The sequence below is a fragment of the Apilactobacillus timberlakei genome, from assembly GCF_002993965.1.
GTDB lineage: Bacteria > Bacillota > Bacilli > Lactobacillales > Lactobacillaceae > Apilactobacillus > Apilactobacillus timberlakei.
This window is the reverse complement of sequence record NZ_POST01000002.1, coordinates 1-16,389: the sequence shown is the minus strand read 5'-3', so window position 1 is coordinate 16,389 and position 16,389 is coordinate 1. Positions and strand designations below refer to the sequence as shown.

The 16,389-nt window shown below is 28.2% G+C and carries 17 protein-coding genes, 7 tRNA genes and 1 pseudogene; 3 read left to right on the top strand and 22 right to left on the bottom strand.

All coding sequences use genetic code 11. The annotated features are described in order from the left end of the window. Positions 1-21: 21 nt before the first annotated feature. From mraY to C7N71_RS08310, 5 genes are all read right to left on the bottom strand, one after another. Positions 22-978: a phospho-N-acetylmuramoyl-pentapeptide-transferase gene (gene mraY, locus C7N71_RS02080; RefSeq protein ID WP_105987531.1), complete on the bottom strand. Its 957-nt coding sequence runs from the start codon at positions 976-978 to the stop codon at positions 22-24. 21 nt (positions 979-999) lie between these two features. Continuing rightward, positions 1,000-3,159 carry a penicillin-binding transpeptidase domain-containing protein gene (locus C7N71_RS02075; RefSeq protein ID WP_105987530.1) on the bottom strand — a complete coding sequence of 720 codons (2,160 nt, stop codon included), beginning with the start codon at positions 3,157-3,159 and terminating at the stop codon, positions 1,000-1,002. Continuing rightward, on the bottom strand, positions 3,156-3,524 hold the full coding sequence (gene ftsL, locus C7N71_RS02070; RefSeq protein ID WP_105987529.1) for a cell division protein FtsL: 369 nt from the start codon (positions 3,522-3,524) through the stop codon (positions 3,156-3,158). Before ftsL ends, C7N71_RS02075 begins: the two co-directional genes overlap by 4 nt. A gap of 20 nt (positions 3,525-3,544) precedes the next feature. Further along, positions 3,545-4,492 (bottom strand): 16S rRNA (cytosine(1402)-N(4))-methyltransferase RsmH, encoded by a 948-nt coding sequence (rsmH, locus tag C7N71_RS02065; RefSeq protein ID WP_105987528.1) that lies wholly within the window; start codon positions 4,490-4,492, stop codon positions 3,545-3,547. A 162-nt stretch (positions 4,493-4,654) separates the two neighbouring features. Continuing rightward, entirely contained in the window at positions 4,655-5,038 is a 384-nt protein-coding gene (locus C7N71_RS08310; RefSeq protein WP_105987527.1) for a DUF3397 family protein, read from the bottom strand. An 87-nt stretch (positions 5,039-5,125) separates the two neighbouring features. On the opposite strand from C7N71_RS08310, the gene C7N71_RS02055 reads away from it, so the two are divergent. Further along, positions 5,126-5,242, top strand: a complete 117-nt coding sequence (locus C7N71_RS02055) for a DUF4044 domain-containing protein (RefSeq protein WP_105956281.1) — start codon at positions 5,126-5,128, stop codon at positions 5,240-5,242. 79 nt (positions 5,243-5,321) lie between these two features. Here the strand turns inward: C7N71_RS02055 and C7N71_RS02050 are convergent, their stop codons facing one another. The 6 genes from C7N71_RS02050 to C7N71_RS02025 all read right to left on the bottom strand — a co-directional run bounded on the left by C7N71_RS02050 (position 5,322) and on the right by C7N71_RS02025 (position 11,497). Beyond that, positions 5,322-7,688, bottom strand: coding sequence for a DNA translocase FtsK (locus C7N71_RS02050; protein WP_318530530.1), 2,367 nt, complete (start codon positions 7,686-7,688; stop codon positions 5,322-5,324). A 22-nt stretch (positions 7,689-7,710) separates the two neighbouring features. Beyond that, positions 7,711-8,223: a tRNA (cytidine(34)-2'-O)-methyltransferase gene (locus C7N71_RS02045; RefSeq protein WP_105987526.1), complete on the bottom strand. Its 513-nt coding sequence runs from the start codon at positions 8,221-8,223 to the stop codon at positions 7,711-7,713. A 17-nt stretch (positions 8,224-8,240) separates the two neighbouring features. Continuing rightward, the gene (locus C7N71_RS02040; RefSeq protein ID WP_105987525.1) at positions 8,241-9,092 is read right to left on the bottom strand and encodes a methyltransferase domain-containing protein; all 852 of its coding nucleotides are present in this window, start codon (positions 9,090-9,092) and stop codon (positions 8,241-8,243) included. Between the two features lie 92 nt (positions 9,093-9,184). Continuing rightward, positions 9,185-10,066, bottom strand: coding sequence for an RluA family pseudouridine synthase (locus C7N71_RS02035; protein ID WP_105987524.1), 882 nt, complete (start codon positions 10,064-10,066; stop codon positions 9,185-9,187). Beyond that, the gene (locus tag C7N71_RS02030; RefSeq protein ID WP_105987523.1) at positions 10,059-10,868 is read right to left on the bottom strand and encodes an NAD kinase; all 810 of its coding nucleotides are present in this window, start codon (positions 10,866-10,868) and stop codon (positions 10,059-10,061) included. The genes C7N71_RS02035 and C7N71_RS02030 overlap by 8 nt, the downstream gene beginning before the upstream one ends. A 2-nt stretch (positions 10,869-10,870) precedes the next feature. After that, the gene (locus C7N71_RS02025) at positions 10,871-11,497 is read right to left on the bottom strand and encodes a GTP pyrophosphokinase (RefSeq protein ID WP_105964778.1); all 627 of its coding nucleotides are present in this window, start codon (positions 11,495-11,497) and stop codon (positions 10,871-10,873) included. 172 nt (positions 11,498-11,669) lie between these two features. Here C7N71_RS02025 and C7N71_RS02020 point away from each other — a divergent pair, with 172 nt between their 5' ends. Next, positions 11,670-12,311 carry a DsbA family protein gene (locus tag C7N71_RS02020; protein WP_157944341.1) on the top strand — a complete coding sequence of 214 codons (642 nt, stop codon included), beginning with the start codon at positions 11,670-11,672 and terminating at the stop codon, positions 12,309-12,311. Between the two features lie 20 nt (positions 12,312-12,331). Here the strand turns inward: C7N71_RS02020 and C7N71_RS08205 are convergent, their stop codons facing one another. The 4 genes and pseudogenes from C7N71_RS08205 to C7N71_RS02005 form a co-directional block, all read right to left on the bottom strand. Continuing rightward, entirely contained in the window at positions 12,332-12,784 is a 453-nt protein-coding gene (locus C7N71_RS08205; protein WP_225361867.1) for a hypothetical protein, read from the bottom strand. A gap of 42 nt (positions 12,785-12,826) precedes the next feature. After that, positions 12,827-13,351: pseudogene (locus C7N71_RS08305) on the bottom strand (competence protein CoiA); the annotation flags it as partial. 100 nt (positions 13,352-13,451) lie between these two features. After that, positions 13,452-14,312, bottom strand: coding sequence for an adaptor protein MecA (locus C7N71_RS02010; RefSeq protein WP_105987521.1), 861 nt, complete (start codon positions 14,310-14,312; stop codon positions 13,452-13,454). A 67-nt stretch (positions 14,313-14,379) separates the two neighbouring features. Further along, entirely contained in the window at positions 14,380-15,120 is a 741-nt protein-coding gene (locus tag C7N71_RS02005) for an MBL fold metallo-hydrolase (RefSeq protein ID WP_105987520.1), read from the bottom strand. Between the two features lie 88 nt (positions 15,121-15,208). Between C7N71_RS02005 and C7N71_RS02000 the strand changes: the two genes are divergently transcribed. Then, on the top strand, positions 15,209-15,664 hold the full coding sequence (locus C7N71_RS02000; protein WP_105987519.1) for a hypothetical protein: 456 nt from the start codon (positions 15,209-15,211) through the stop codon (positions 15,662-15,664). A 36-nt stretch (positions 15,665-15,700) separates the two neighbouring features. Here the strand turns inward: C7N71_RS02000 and C7N71_RS01995 are convergent. From C7N71_RS01995 to C7N71_RS01965, 7 genes are all read right to left on the bottom strand, one after another. Further along, positions 15,701-15,788: transfer RNA gene (locus C7N71_RS01995), tRNA-Ser, on the bottom strand. Between the two features lie 11 nt (positions 15,789-15,799). Beyond that, positions 15,800-15,872: transfer RNA gene (locus tag C7N71_RS01990), tRNA-Glu, on the bottom strand. A 53-nt stretch (positions 15,873-15,925) separates the two neighbouring features. Then, positions 15,926-16,000 (bottom strand) — tRNA-Asp (locus C7N71_RS01985). Positions 16,001-16,004: 4 nt separating this feature from the next. After that, positions 16,005-16,078 (bottom strand) — tRNA-Met (locus tag C7N71_RS01980). A 6-nt stretch (positions 16,079-16,084) separates the two neighbouring features. After that, positions 16,085-16,172, bottom strand: a tRNA-Ser gene (locus C7N71_RS01975). A gap of 31 nt (positions 16,173-16,203) precedes the next feature. Further along, positions 16,204-16,277, bottom strand: a tRNA-Ile gene (locus C7N71_RS01970). A 10-nt stretch (positions 16,278-16,287) separates the two neighbouring features. Then, positions 16,288-16,361, bottom strand: a tRNA-Met gene (locus C7N71_RS01965). Between the last annotated feature and the right edge of the window lie 28 nt (positions 16,362-16,389).

Below are 16,389 nucleotides of genomic sequence, written 5' to 3'. Positions count from 1 at the left end.
GCCCTTTCAATCATTAATATTTTAAATAATAAACATTATTCCAGTAATTGCTGTAAATAATGCAACTAACCAAAAAGTAATATCAATTTTCCATTCAGACCATCCTAACATTTCAAAATGATGATGAATTGGAGACATTAAAAATACTCTTTTACCAGTTAATTTAAATGAAGTAACTTGAATCATTACACTTAAAGTTTCAATAACAAAAACTAAACCAATCCAGATCAATGATAATTCATGATGTAAAAGAATTGATACAGCAGCTAGTGAACCTCCTAGGGCTAATGATCCCATATCACCCATAAATATTTTTGCTGGCTTATGATTAAAAATTAAAAATGCTAACAATCCACCAACAACTGCAAAACAAAAAATAGCAACATCGATTTGGCTTTGACAATATGCAATTACTCCATATGCTGCAAAAGAAATTATTGATAATCCTGCAACTAATCCATCTAACCCATCTGCTAAATTAACAGCATTAGAAAATCCGGTTAAATAAAAAATAACAAAAATTACATAAAACCAGCCCATGTTAATATCACCATAAAAAGGTATTCTTAAAGCCATAGGAAAATTTTGAGAATATACCCATGTAAATATAACTCCACCAACAATTTGGCCTAACAATTTTTGCCAAGCCTTTAGTCCTTCATTTTGTCTTCTAAATAATTTTATACTATCATCCCACATACCTAATAAGCCATATAGAAATAATATAAAAAGTAGAATTAAAATTGTTGGATTCAAATTATGCATGAATATTCCATTAAAGATGCTTGCAATAATAATTGAAACAATAAAAAGTAAGCCACCCATTGTGGGAGTTCCTGATTTTTTTTCATGCCATCTAGGTCCTTCTTCTCTAATCATTTGACCTTCATGTTTACTTCGAAAATAACTAATCAAACTTGGCATAAATATTAATGTTATTAAAAAGCTTAAAATAGCTGGTAAAAAAATGTTTATCATAATATAAAATACATTCCATTTCTATTTAAATTTGACGCTTAATTTAGACATATCATAGATTGAACTATTTGGTAAAATACTTTGTTGATATGCATATCCATCACCATCTAAATCAACTGATATGCCGGCCATCCTACAATAAGTTGCAACGTCATACCTAGACCAACCCTTTAGATTAGCCATTTTTTTATCACCATTAGTTTGCAAAATGACAAGACGATTTTTATTTATTTTTTCATTTGAATCAACAGACTGATCCAATATTTTGTCACCATTACCAATCAGGATATATTTAACACCTGTTTTATCTAGTTTAGCTTTGGCTGTATCTGTACTTACATTATGAAGATCTGGTATTTCAATATTATTTTCTTCATTTGAATTAACATTTTCTTCAAGTGCTAAACGCATAACTGGATTAAATATTTGTGACATCAATTGAGAAGCAGTTTTACCTGCTGGTAGTTTAGGTTGTTTCATAGTTAGATATAAAATATATTTTGGCTTATCAGCTGGAGCAATCCCTGCAACTGAATATAGATAACTATCATCTCCAGAAGCATAACCTGCTTTACCATCACTAACTTGAGCAGTACCAGTCTTAGCAGCAATTTTATATCCTGGAATTTTATAATCAGCACCAATTCCATATGGTTTATAAACAACATCTTCCATATGTTTTATAACTTTCTTAGAAGTATCTGCTTTAATTGGATTCCCAACAACTTCTGGAGCAAAAGATTTGATAGTCTTCTTATTTTTTGGATTTACAATTTTAGATATAAATCTAGGTTGTAACATTTTACCATCATTAGCAATCGATGTTAGTCCACGAATCATTTGTAAAGCGTTCACTTGAATTCCTTGTCCAAAGGCAGTATTAGCCTGCTCAATTGGATATTGGAATTGTAAACCACCAGTTTCTTCTCCAGGAAAACCAGTGTTAGATGATTGGAAGAATTTAAATCTGTCCATATATTTACGCCATGTTTTTGGTCCCATATTTTGTTCTAAATGAGCCATAGCAACATTACTAGAAAGAGCAAATCCTTTATCAAAATTAATAACTCCCCAACCATTAGTGTTCCAATCAGGTACTAACTTTCCATCAATGAAATATTTACCAGATGCATAGGTAGCATTTCCATTATAATTTCCACTGTCAATAGAAGATGCCATTGTAAATACTTTCATAGTTGATCCAGGTTCATAAGAATCTTGAACCAAAGTATTTCTCCAAATTTTATCTAACCCTTGTTTAGTTGTTGCATTAAATGTAGGTCTTTGCGTAGCTGCTAATATATTACCAGTTTTAGCATTAGCAAGTACGGCGTTCATAGTCGAAGGATGCGCTTGCTTATAAACACTATTCATTTCAGTTTCTAATAATGATTGAAGTCTATAATCTAAAGTAGTATAAACATCATCACCATTTTTTACTTTTTTATTTTTATTATTCTTATCTGGAATCTCAACTCCAGAATTACTTAGTTGTTCTTGACTAAATCCATCTTTACCAGTTAAAAGATTATTATATATTTTTTCAATCCCCATTTGTCCAATAAGACTAGTATTTCCAATTTTATTAGTCTCAGAAGATGCATATCCTATAATATGAGAAGCAAATTCTCCATTAGGATATATTCTAGATGGTTGTTGAATAAATCCCATTCCATTCAACTTATGTGCTTCTAATTTTTGCTTAGTAATAAGCGATATATTTGAACCAGCACTTCCAAACTCTACTTGAAATGTATTATTTTTTGGTGTTAGGGCTTTGTATGCGTTTTTATAGGAAATAGGTATAATTGATGAAATAGTTTTGGCAAATTTCTTTTTGTCGGTAACATACATAGGCTTATTATTATTAGCTGTATCAATCTGATGCTTATCTAAAACAGCGTACAAAGTATATGTACTTGTGTCTTCAGCAAGAGGTTGACCATTAGCATCATAAATAGTCCCACGTTTAGCTGGAATAACACTACTTTGAGTATAAAGATTTCTAGCTAGCTGACTTAGATTAACCCCTTGAACATTTTTAAAAATAGCTATATAAGAAAATCTTAGACCAATACACAAAAAAACGCCCATACATAGCAATAATAAAAATTGTCCTATATGGCTACGATTTCTTTGGCGTTTTTTTAATTTAGGATTGTTATTCAATTTCTTACTCATTTGTTTACATTCCTTACATTTTTATTAGACAAAGAAAGATTGGCTTTTTTAGCAACAGATTGAAGCCTATTACCACTTTCTAATTCCCCAATTTCTTGCTTTAAATAGTTATTGTCAGAGTTAACCTTATTTAAAGAATTCTCTACTGATTGCAAACTAGTCGAATGGTTACTTAAACTTATTTTTTCACCAACTAAACATAACATCAATGTAAATACAATTACACTTCCGGTAACCAAAAGCACCTTTTCAAATTTAGACAAAGAAAGACTAATTTTTTCTGTGCTATTAATATTTTTCTTTTTATTGGTATTACCATTATAAAAATTATTATATTTCTTTCTGGCTAAATTATTTTGTGACATCCCAATTACTCTTTTCTATATTATTTACTTATCCTTTGTATTATTCTTAGTCTAGCACTATGCGAACGATGATTTTCTTTAAGTTCTTCATCACTAGGTAAAATAGGTTTTCTACTAACTAATTTATAATCTGGTTCCATTTCTGGTGGAATGATAGGCAAGTTATGTGGTAAATCCATAATAGTAGTCTGTTCTTTAAACATATTTTTAACTAATCTATCCTCAAGTGATTGAAAAGTAATAACACATATTCTTCCATTAAATCCAATCAGTTTAATTGCATCTTCTAATGAGCTTTCCAATGAACCAAGCTCATCGTTAACAGCAATTCTTAATGCCTGGAAAACCTTTTTAGCAGGATGTCCACCATGTCTTCTAGCAGCAGCAGGAATGCCTTGCTTAATAATTTCTACTAATTCTTCAGTAGTATCAATACTATGTCTTTCACGATTACTTTCAATAGCTCTGGCAACTTGTTTTGAAAACTTTTCTTCACCATATCTAAAGAAAATTTTGACTAACTTATTATATGGCCATTCATTAACTATCTGCCAAGCATCTAATGAATTTCTTTGATCCATCCGCATGTCTAATCTGGCATTATGTTGATAACTAAAGCCACGACTTGCATCGTCAAATTGAGGTGATGAAACACCCAAATCATAAATGATACCATCAACAGAATAGATTCCTAATTCATTTAAATCCTTATTAATATTTTTAAAATTATCTCTAATAAATGATAATTTACCATCGTCTATGTATTCTTTTAAATTTTCTTTGTTATAGTCAATCGCAACTTGGTCTTGATCAAACGAATACAAATGGCCTTTATCTAATTTTTCTAAAATTTTACGACTATGTCCACCGCCGCCTAATGTACAGTCAACATAAATACCATTTGGATTAATATCTAGTCCATCAACTGCCTCGTTAAGTAGTACCGTTTCGTGATTAAATTTAACCATATAACTCACCTCTTTATTATTTAATAAAATTTTTATCGTTAATATTTTGTTTATATATAATATAAAGTTTACTTAATTAGATTTTAACACTCAAAAAGGCTTTATTCCACCACAATATCACTATTAATTATAATAAAAAAGCCGTCTTAAAAAAGATGACTTTTATAATATTTGATATCCGTAAAAAATAATTGTACCAACCCAAGCAACAAACATGTATATAATACCCATTTTCCAGAATATTTTATAATATTTTAATATACTGGATTCTTGAAATCTAATTAAATAAAATATTCCAAATATGATACCTAAAATTAGCCAAAACATTAAGACTTGTGGTAAACAAGAAATTGAATGTTTATCCAAAGATATTTGATATATATATAATCCAAAAATAAATGGAAATAAATCACTTGAATTAAAATTGAATGGAAAATGTTTGCCAAGGGATTTTTTAATCGCATTAAAAACTAAGGATATTATAAAAATTAAGATTGATTGAAATAATATTAATGCTAAAAACTTAAAAGGACCGATTATATTCAACTCCTCTCATATTATTAATTGAATTTGCAATATAAAGATATCAAATGTAAACTTGATAATATATATTTTAAGAAAGTGGTGCAATTAATGGCTAAAAAGAAAAAATCTAGATTTCAAATCATTACAATGATTTTCGTTTGGATCATGATTATTTCCACTTTAGGTGGATTAGTTCTAGGTTCATTATACACAGTATTATCATAATCATTTAGAAGGATAATTAAAATACTTAAAAATCAAAATTAATAAAAAATGGAACCATTATAATGGTTCCATTTTTTATTTAATCAGAATCATCATTTGATTGTTTGTAAACTTGTCGTGGCTTGCTACCTTCTTGAGGTCCAATATAACCACGTTGTTCTAAATCATCTATAATCCTAGCAGCTCTATTATAGCCAATTCTAAAATTACGTTGTAATAGTGAAGTACTTGCTTTTTGCTCATGAATAACAAATTTTAAAGCATCACCAAATAATTCATCTTGGTCTTCAACCTCTTCTTCTCTTTTAATATCTTCATCAGAAACCATCATTGAATTATCATACTCTGCAGTTTGCTGTTCTTTTATATAATCAACAACATTTTCCACATCATCATCTGAAATGAAAGCACCTTGAATACGAATTGGTTTATTTTTATCCACAGGTAGATATAACATATCACCACGTCCAAGTAGCTTTTCAGCACCATTAGTATCAATAATGGTTCTTGAATCAACACCACTAGAAACAGCAAATGCTATCCTAGATGGCACATTAGATTTAATTAGACCAGTAATAACATCTACTGAGGGACGTTGAGTAGCCAATATCATATGAATACCAGCAGCACGTCCCATTTGAGCTAATCTAATGATTGCACTTTCCACTTCATTAGAAACGGTCATCATTAAATCAGCCAATTCATCAACTACTACTACAATATATGGTAATGTTTGACGGTCTCCACCATCTTCTTTATTTAATTTTTTAACATATTTATTATAACTACTTATTTTTCTTTGATTATTTTTAGCAAATAAATCATATCTATGTTCCATTTCAGTAACAACTTTATTCAATGATCTTGCTGCTTTTTTGGGTTCAGAAACAACTGGTGTTAATAAATGAGGAATCCCATTATATACACCTAGTTCAACTTTTTTAGGATCAATAAGCATCATTTTAACTTCGCTAGGCTTAGCATTTAATAAGATGCTAGTAATAATTCCATTAATAGCAACAGATTTACCACTCCCAGTAGATCCTGCAATTAATAAATGCGGTAACTTAGTTAAATCAGTAGATATAACATCCCCATTAACATTCCTTCCTAAAGGGACACTCATTAAACTATGGTTTTTATCTTGAGAATCTACAACATCTTTAAAAGAAACTGTTGAAACATTTTTATTAGGAACTTCAATTCCTATCAAAGACTTTCCAGGAATAGGCGCTTCAATTCTAATATCTTTAGCAGCAAGTGCCAATGCCAAATCATCAGCTAAATTAACAATTTTACTAACTTTTACACCAATTGCAGGATGAAGTTCATATTCAGTTACTGATGGTCCTAAACTAACATTCTTTATCTCTGCATCAACACCAAAACTATTAAGCGTTTTTTTCAATATAACAGTATTTTTATCAATTGCCTTATACTCGTCAGATTGATCAGTTTGTTTGATTTCAGATAATAGATTAGATGATGGCAAATCATATTCTTCGTCATTAGTTTCACTATTATTTTCTATAATAGGACCATTAAAATCATCATTTTGTTTATTAATAACATCAGAAACTTTTTCAGATTTCTTATTATCGTTATTATATTCACTAGCTAATTTGTAATCTTTATCATTGTCTTTAATATCATCACTTGATTCTTCAACATTTTCTTTTTTGGATACAGATTTTGTATCTTTCTTTGAGGAATCCATCCAACCAGATAATTTAGGCTTAGGAGTATTATTGTATGAATTTAACTTTTTATTATTAGTATCTTCTTTAACTTGCTTTTTATTGTTTATATCATGAACTTTTTCACCTATTTTTTGTGAAGATTCACCTATTTTTGCTGATAATTTTTCTGAATGCTTTTGAAATTTATCAAATATCTGATTCATTGATATGTTAAATGAAATCAAGCCACCAACAATTATCATGATAATAGAAATAATTTCAGCTCCTAGAATAGAAACTAAAAAGTTAAAAATTGTCAATGAGGAAGCTCCAATAATTCCACCACCAACAGAACTATTAGATTTCATTCCTATAAAGTCGTTAGAAATTATATTCAATGTTTGTCTAATAAAATCGTTATTATTATATCCAGAAAAATAAAGTGCAGATAAAAACATTAATAGACCTAAATATGTAACAATCACACCTAATATAACTCTCTTATTTAGACTAAGTTTGTTTCCTTTTATTAAAAATATGATTCCAGTAATTAAAGTAATTAAATAGAAAATAGTAACACTGTCACCTACAAAGAAACGAAAAAAGTTATTAATAGTAATACCCAAAAATCCTAATTGTAAGTAGCTAAATAAACTAATAAATATCATAAATAAGCCAAATAAACAATTATTATATTTTTTATCAATTGAGAATAAATTTTTATTTGATCTTTTTGTATGAGAATTATTTTTTCGTTTTCTAGCCAAATATATTACTCCTTTAAATTATTTATTTTAATTTGTCATGTTCATATTCATGACTTCTTTCTAAATTTGGAAAATTTTGTTGTCTAAGTGCTTCATAAATAACGATTGCACATGTGTTAGACAAATTAAGAGCTCTAATATGAGTGTCATCTTGAGGTATACGAATAGCTTTATCACTATTTTTTCGCATAAATGGTTCAGGTAACCCTGTAGTTTCTTTTCCAAACATAAAGTAATTATTATAATTATCATCCGAATAATCACAATCAGTATAATCTTTACTAGCAAATTTTGAAACTAAGTGTAATTTATCTTTATCACCTAAGGTATCCATAAATTCAGGTAAACTTTCATGATAATTAATATTAACTTTATTCCAATAGTCTAATCCAGCTCTTTTTAAGTGTTTATCGTCAACAGAGAATCCAAGTGGTTTGATTAAGTCTAAAGTAGTATCAGTTCCTGCACAAGTTCTGGCAATGTTACCTGTATTAGCAGGCATAAGTGGTTCAAATAAAACAATATGATTAGTCATTTATACTATCTCCTATATTAAAATTTATTATCTAATATTGTTACATCAACTGTAATTGAATTTAAATTCTCTAATTCGTTTGTTTCTAAGTTAATAGCATTTTTACCCCAATGCATAGGTGTCATTAACATCATATCTTGTCTAATACTTTTAGGTAAAGCAAAGGTATATTTAACGTTATATTTAACAGCATTAGGATAGTGTTCCATAAATAAATTCAAAACTTTAGTATTATCATAATCTTGCTTTTTATGATCATCTTTATATAATTTTCTTCTCAATTCAATTAAATAATTAGAATTAGGAATCACTTTTATTAAGTGACCATCTTTTTTGATTATTCGATTAAATTCTTCATAAGAAGATGGAGAAAACATATCCATAACAACTGAAATACTTTTATCATTGAATGGCAATTGTGCTAAATCAGCAACACAATAAAATAAATTTTTGCTTAATTCGCTAGTTGATAAATTAACTCCTGGTTTTGATATATCAAAACCAATTGCACTATCTTGATTATTTCTATTTTCCTCAAGTTTTTTTATAGGAGTTCCTTCACCACTACCAATATCTAAAATGGTTTGTTTCCCGCTAGGTATTAAATCAGATATTTTATTGATAATACCATCAAATAATCCTGCATTAATCAATTTTCTTCTAGAAACTAACATTTCCTTATCATATTCAGTATTAACTTTATGACTGATAAAATATAAGGTTCCTTTTTTAGATATATCCATAGAATGATTATTAGGACAAATAATAGAAAAATCATTGACTTTTTTATAACCTTTACCACATGTAGGGCATTTAAATAAATTAATATTGTCTGATAAAAATTGCTTAGCAATTTCTATTTTTTTCATAATTAAATCTCCTTCTATTCAATATTATAGTATATCATATAAGCAAAATTTTAATATAGACAAACAATAAAAGCTCCTTTATAAAGGAGCTTTTATTTAATAATTTTTTTCATATCTTCTGGTAATGGTGCATTACACTCAACATATTTATCAACAAATGGATTATAAAAAATGGTTTTATAGCAGTGTAAAGCTTGCCTATTCATAATGTGATTATCAGGATTATATAGCCAATCACCAATCAAAGGGTGCCCAATTGCTTTACAGTGAACTCTAATTTGATGAGTCCTTCCTGTATGTAATTTAACTTTAAGCACACTTAAACCATTTATCCTTTTATTAACCCAAAATTCTGTTCTAGACATCTTTCCAACATCACTGACGGTTCGTTTAACAAATGAATCATTTTGTCTACCAATAGGTAAATTAATATCAACATGTTTAGAGTAAATATTACCTTGTACAATGGCAATATAATATTTTTGAATACTATCATCTTTAAATTGTTTATCTAAAACTGAGTGTGCAAAATGATGTTTTGCAAAAATAACTATGCCACTAGTATCCATATCCAATCGATTAACAATATGTATTTTTTGATTTTCATATTGTTTTCTTTGAAAATACCCCTTAACACGATTAACTAACGTATCATTAGTGTAAATTCTTGAAGGAATTGACGGTACTCCTGCTGGTTTATTCACTACCAAAAAATGTTCATCTTCATAAATAATATCTATGGGTAAATTAGAAACGTTAAAGTAATCACCACTAATTTCAGGAGGCAAAATTAAATTAATTTTGTCATTATTTTTTAACATAAAATTAGCGTATCTTTCGCTATTGTTTACAAACATCATCCCACCGTGAAACTTAACTTGTTTCAGCAATGTTCTAGTGACACCCTTAGACCCAAGAAAAGTTCTTAATCTTATCGGTTCAATGTTATGGTTCACCCAATTAAATTCAGTCATTATCATGTACCCCAATAAAAGAATTGCTTACTCTTTTCCAAAAATGAGTATGTCGATATTGAGCAAAATAAATTCGATCATTTGAAATAGAATAAGTAATAGATTGAATTGGCCTATTTTGAACTACCAATTGATCGCAAGTTAAAATATTATGATATGGATTATCAGGAATAATTGTGATCCATTCATCGGGAGGAATAATAATTGGAGAACCTAAAGTCCTAAAAACCCTATTATTTATAGAAGCCATTTCAGAAACTTGAACAGCATCAAATTCAGGACTAATAATTGCTCCACCTACTGACTTATTATATGCAGTAGATCCAGTTGGAGTAGCAACACACAATCCGTCACCTCTAAATTTCTCAAAAAATTCATTCTTAATATTTATATCAGTAACCATAGTTCCATTTATTCTTTTAAGCGTTGATTCATTTAAGGCAACCATACTATCAGATGGCCCACCATCTTTATAATTAATATTTATAGACAATAGTGGATAACTAACACTTTGACTATTATCATTTTCTAAACTATCTACCAATTGTTGGACTTCATAGTCTCTCCAATCGGTATAAAATCCTAAATGACCAGTATGGATTCCAACAAATCTAATATTATTAATTGAATCATTATAATGATGAAATGCAGATAATAATGTACCATCACCACCAACAGATATTACAATTTGAGGATTTAGTCCATCGTATTGTAGTTTTGAGGAATTATCAATTTTCTCTTTTAGTTGACTTGCAACTTCATTAGAAGTTGAACCATCATTACTATATATTGAAACTCTCATTATTAATCATCCCTATTATTTTTGTGGTTTTCAGATTGTTTTTCAATTAATTCATCACGAATTTCTGACATACCTTCATCTAATTTAAATGCAGTTTCGGCTGATTCCTGTAGACGTTTTTTTAATTCTTCTGGAAAAACACCATTGTATTTATAATTTAAAGAATGTTCAACAGTTGCCCAAAAGTTCATAGCTAAAGTTCTGACTTGAATTTCTGATAATATCTTATGTTCTCCAGTTGACATTTCAACTGGATATTCAAAGACAATATGATATGAACGATAACCACTAGATTTTTCTTTATTAACATAGTCACGTTCTTCTAAAATATTTATATCTGTTCTTTTACGCAGAATATCTACTACTTGATAAATATCTTCAACAAAAGGACACATTATCCTTAAGCCAGCAATATCTTCCATGTCTTGAGATAATCGATCTTCAGATATATACCTTCGATTCATTTTTTCTTTAATACTTGATACAGGCTTAACACGACCAGTAACAAACTCTACTGGACTTCTTTTACCAAATTGCAAGAATTCTTTTCTTATTCCTCGTAATTTTATTTTAAGTTCCCCTACTGCTTGTTCATAAGGAAATAAAAAATGTTCCCAATTTTTTACCACTAGGAAAACCTCCTCTATTTAAGCCATTCATTAAATTATTTTACCATAATTTAATATAAGTAAAAAATTTATATATATAAAAGCAAAATTATTGTAATTAATAAATAATTTGGTATGCTGAATGTTGTATATATTTGTAAAGATGTTTTGATTATTTGAGGGAGGTAAAATTTTGTTTGAAATATTTCTTTTTGTAGATCCTTTATGCAAAGAATGCGAAAAGTCAGAAAAAACTGTCTTAAAGTTATCAAAAGATATTGATTCAAAATTTAAGATTCAATTCATTCCTATATATAACCTAAAAGTAATCCAAACTGATTTTTGTCATTCTAATAATAAAATAAAAAAAGTATTATCTTCAAATGAATTATATAACTTATATCATGATGTAGTTTTAGATTATAAAGCAGCATTATTCCAAGGTATGAAAAATGGAAAATCATTTTTAATGGATATGCAAAATAAGATTTTAGATCAAGGTATAAAATATACAGACAATTTATCATTAGAAACAGCTAAAAAACATAATTTAGATATACCAATGTTTGAAGAAGATCGTAGATCTAATCTTGCTAAAAATACTGTGGAAGAAGATCAAAAGATTGTTAAAAACATGAAAATTAAAAAACCCGCGTCTGCTGTTATATTTAATTGTAATAAACCAAATAGTGGTGTTTTAACCAGTAATGTTTGCTATTCTGGACTATTTAATGCTTGTTGCAATCAAGATTTAACAGAAAATAGTTTAAAAGATATGATGAAAAAATCTCAAAAAAAATCAGTCAAAAATTCTGGATTTCATATAGTTAAGTAAAGATCTTTTTTATTTAAATTTTAAAGGTCTTTTTTATTTTGAATATTTTCTCTGTCTAAATAATCTTTAAACCATATGGGATCTTTTAATAAATGAATAACATTGCTTTCAATTTTAATAAGATTTTCATTAACCAGAATATTAATAAAAGTTTTAAATTCATGTTTATAAAAAATATTTATATTTTCTATTAAAGGAAATGTAAACTTAAATAAGGTTTTGAATAAATAGTCCAAATTAATTCCATCTTCAATGTTATTTAAACAAATAATTTTCCATAAAAAGAATTTATTATCAAAAATTGGATAAGAAAAATACTTTTCGTTACATAATAATGGAGCTCCATCAATATTATGACCTTTTAAATAAAAATCATTTTGAAGGTTAAGAATTGCTTTATTGCCTAATATCATATTTTTTCTAAAATTTCTTAATAAATAATTGATTTGTCTTAAATTATTATTATATTGCAATAAAGCCTGTCTACTTTTTATAAAAGATAAAAGTTCTTTGAATGAATATATTATTTTAGATTGATAATTAATTATTCCATTTATTTCTAAACAATTGTATCTAATTTCTACATAACCACTATTGTGTAAGAATAAAATATAAAAACCAATGTTAAAAGAATAATAAAAAAATTTAGTAGTATTTTTACTACTAAATTTTTTCCTATAATTTTTTCCTAGTATCCATAATGAATGTATTCCTAAACTTTTATAGCCATTAATTCTTTCAAGAAGTCTTTTTTGAGTTATGGGACTACATTGAAACTCAAATGCTATTTTATTATTAATAAGATCTGGCTTTTGATTAATTTTAGTAATATAACATTCAATTTTCGTGCTCTTATTGTTAATAAATTTAAATAAATTTATTTTTCCAGTTAAATGTTCATCCGTTTCATGTTCACCAATATTGGGACAATCATTATTTTTAGAATGAGCAAAATGACTTATTTTTTCAGTACCTCTTTTTAAAATAACTACTGATTTACATATTGGACAAAGATATTTTTTGTTTTTAGATGAATTAATAGCTAAAACTAATCTATTATTATAAATTGCTGTTAATATTTTTATCGCCCTATTATTTTATATACGCAAAAAGCCAGCAGAAAAATCTACTGGCTTTAAATTATGCAAAGTATTTTTTTATCGTTTGTAATGCACTAATTGAAATCATTAATTTACCATTATCTTCCAAATTAGATAAAGGAATATTACTCTTTGATGAATATTCCAGTGCTACCGCAACATCTCTTTGAAAAACAAGAGCATCATCTTCGTTATATCCTTCTGGTAACGACATATATAAATAATAACTACCTTCATATTTATACAAATATGTTTCTGGCATATTATTATTTAAGGCTTTAGATAAACTAACCAAATCATCAAATGAATTAAATTTAATGACAATATTATTAATCATATAATTAGATGGCTTACTATTTTTATCCATACCTTTTGCAGCATTAACTAATTGAGATATAGAACTATTAACCATATGATTTTCATTCTTACCTTCTAATTCATCAACCTTGTTTTTTAGTGTCTTTAAATAATTTAATATATTATTTTTACTTTCATCAGTTAATGATAATTTACTAAATTCGTCAATTTTGTTTTTAATATTATTACTTATACCTTCTAAAGAAGTATCTTCAAACTTATTATCTTTATCAGTAATTTCAGAAAGTTTTTCTTTACTAATTTTGCCACTAGATAAATTATTTTTATCAATATCATTTTCACTCAAATGATTGTTTTTGATAAACATTTCCAATCCAGATTTATTAGGAACTACCTGAAATGTAACAGCAGAAGTATCTTTAAACTCTTTGTCAGCATCAATTTCTTCTAAGATTCCATACAAAAAAGACTCAATACGATCTTCATCACCAAGTAAAGATAATACATCAACTCCACGTTCAGATAACTCGTCATTACTTATCATAACTTTGATTGTATCTTCATTTATACGTTGCATTTCCATAATTAGGCACACCTCTTCTACATATAAATTTTATATCATATTGTTACTATAAGTAAACAATATTAACTTAAATATTAAATTGTAACCCTAACTTAGCAATCTTTACGTTTATATTAGAGCCAGCTTCAGCTCTTGTTTCATATAATAACTGATTAAGGTTACCATATTGTGGTAGATGACTAATGATAACATTTTTAGCATTAGATTGCTTGGCTAAATATCCAGATTCTTCAGAAGTCATATGCCATTTAGTACCTTGCTTATTTTTATAAAAATTAGTATCAGTAATTAATAAATCAGCATTCTTACAAAAATTAATTAAACCCTCAAAGTATTTTGTATCAGCAGTAAAGACAAACATTTTATTAGTACTTTTTTCAATAATTTTAACCGCATAAGCAGAAACTGGATGTTGAGTTTTCATAAATTTAATTAAAAATGGCCCTAAATTTAATGTATCATTTTCATGATATGGAATACCCTTTGTATCATTATTCCAAGTGAGTCCATCAAAATTTATTTTGTCATCTATATTTCCATAAATAGGAAGAGTATTTTCTTTTCTATTTTCAGAATGTAATTGCCAATAGTATTCTAGAACTCCTACATCAGCCTTATGATCATGATGATAATGTGATAATAAAACTGCATCTAATTGTAACGGATCCAAGTATTTTTCTAGTCCTAATAAAACGCCGCTACCACAATCTAACAATAAATTAAAATTTCCACTTTGAACCAAATAACCACTAGTTCCAACTCCATCATATGGATATCCACCATAATATCCTAATATTCTAATCTTCATATTTTAACTCCTCTTACTTGTTTAAATATACTTTTAGTGTAAATATATAAATGTAGTTTGTAAAATATTTAACAACTAGGAGCAAATAATGAAAAATAAAATAAAAGTAACTTTTGGCAGTAAAAATATTCTTGAACAAATATCTAATAGGCACCCCGATAGAAAGTTATCAATTTTTAAATCAATGAATACTTATGGCCAATATCAAATAATAGATGAGAGTAACAAACCCTCAGTATTTCACAATACAATTAAATATATAATTATTTTCCAAAAAAATACTAATAATATAAGTAATTTTGTTAATTATCTTTATTTTAATTTAGATAAAAACAATGAAAAAATATTTCATTCAAAACTAAAGGAACTAAGTAATAATATAAATTTTAATATCAATTCGATTAAACTTTTACAAGAAATTTCGGGTAAAAAGCAATTGATAGTTATGACTGAATGGAATAATGCTTCAGATTTCAATAAATGGTTTAATAAATGTAATATAAAGGATCTAAGTAATATGTCGCTGAGTTACAAAAAAGAGTAGATGCATATTTATATGTATCTACTCTTTTTATTATTAAGGAGAATGAGAGATTCGAACTCTCGCGTGGTTTGACCCACCTAGCGGTTTTCAAGACCGCCCCCTTCAGCCACTTGGGTAATTCTCCATATAAATAAATGACCCGTACGGGATTCGAACCCATGTTACTGCCGTGAAAGGGCAGTGTCTTAAACCACTTGACCAACGGGTCTAAAAAATTTAAAACAAAAAAAGATTATCCATAAGGATGATCTTTTATAAATACGGTTCGTACGAGACTCGAACTCGTGACCTCCTGCGTGACAGGCAGGCGTCCTAAACCAACTAGACCAACGAACCATAATTGCGGGAGATGGATTTGAACCAACGACCTCCGGGTTATGAGCCCGACGAGCTACCAGACTGCTCTATCCCGCGATAATAAGGAGAATGAGAGATTCGAACTCTCGCGTGGTTTGACCCACCTAGCGGTTTTCAAGACCGCCCCCTTCAGCCACTTGGGTAATTCTCCATGTAAATAATAAAATCAAAGACCCATAATATGGACCTTGTAGGACTCGAACCTACGACCGGACGGTTATGAGCCGTCTGCTCTAACCAACTGAGCTAAAGGTCCAAGCCCTAAATCGCGGCGGAGGGGATCGAACCCCCGACCTCCCGGGTATGAACCGGACGCTCTAGCCAGCTGAGCTACACCGCGAAACAATTAAAAACAAGAGCACTTTGAC

Excerpts from the sequence above, each read along its gene's own strand:
- mraY (WP_105987531.1), bottom strand. The coding sequence starts at position 978 with ATGATAAACATTTTTTTACCAGCTATTTTAAGCTTTTTAATAACATTA.
- C7N71_RS02075 (WP_105987530.1), bottom strand. The coding sequence starts at position 3,159 with ATGAGTAAGAAATTGAATAACAATCCTAAATTAAAAAAACGCCAAAGA.
- ftsL (WP_105987529.1), bottom strand. The coding sequence starts at position 3,524 with ATGTCACAAAATAATTTAGCCAGAAAGAAATATAATAATTTTTATAAT.
- rsmH (WP_105987528.1), bottom strand. The coding sequence starts at position 4,492 with ATGGTTAAATTTAATCACGAAACGGTACTACTTAACGAGGCAGTTGAT.
- C7N71_RS02055 (WP_105956281.1), top strand. The coding sequence starts at position 5,126 with ATGGCTAAAAAGAAAAAATCTAGATTTCAAATCATTACAATGATTTTC.
- C7N71_RS02045 (WP_105987526.1), bottom strand. The coding sequence starts at position 8,223 with ATGACTAATCATATTGTTTTATTTGAACCACTTATGCCTGCTAATACA.
- C7N71_RS02040 (WP_105987525.1), bottom strand. The coding sequence starts at position 9,092 with ATGAAAAAAATAGAAATTGCTAAGCAATTTTTATCAGACAATATTAAT.
- C7N71_RS02035 (WP_105987524.1), bottom strand. The coding sequence starts at position 10,066 with ATGACTGAATTTAATTGGGTGAACCATAACATTGAACCGATAAGATTA.
- C7N71_RS02030 (WP_105987523.1), bottom strand. The coding sequence starts at position 10,868 with ATGAGAGTTTCAATATATAGTAATGATGGTTCAACTTCTAATGAAGTT.
- C7N71_RS02010 (WP_105987521.1), bottom strand. The coding sequence starts at position 14,312 with ATGGAAATGCAACGTATAAATGAAGATACAATCAAAGTTATGATAAGT.
- C7N71_RS02005 (WP_105987520.1), bottom strand. The coding sequence starts at position 15,120 with ATGAAGATTAGAATATTAGGATATTATGGTGGATATCCATATGATGGA.
- C7N71_RS02000 (WP_105987519.1), top strand. The coding sequence starts at position 15,209 with ATGAAAAATAAAATAAAAGTAACTTTTGGCAGTAAAAATATTCTTGAA.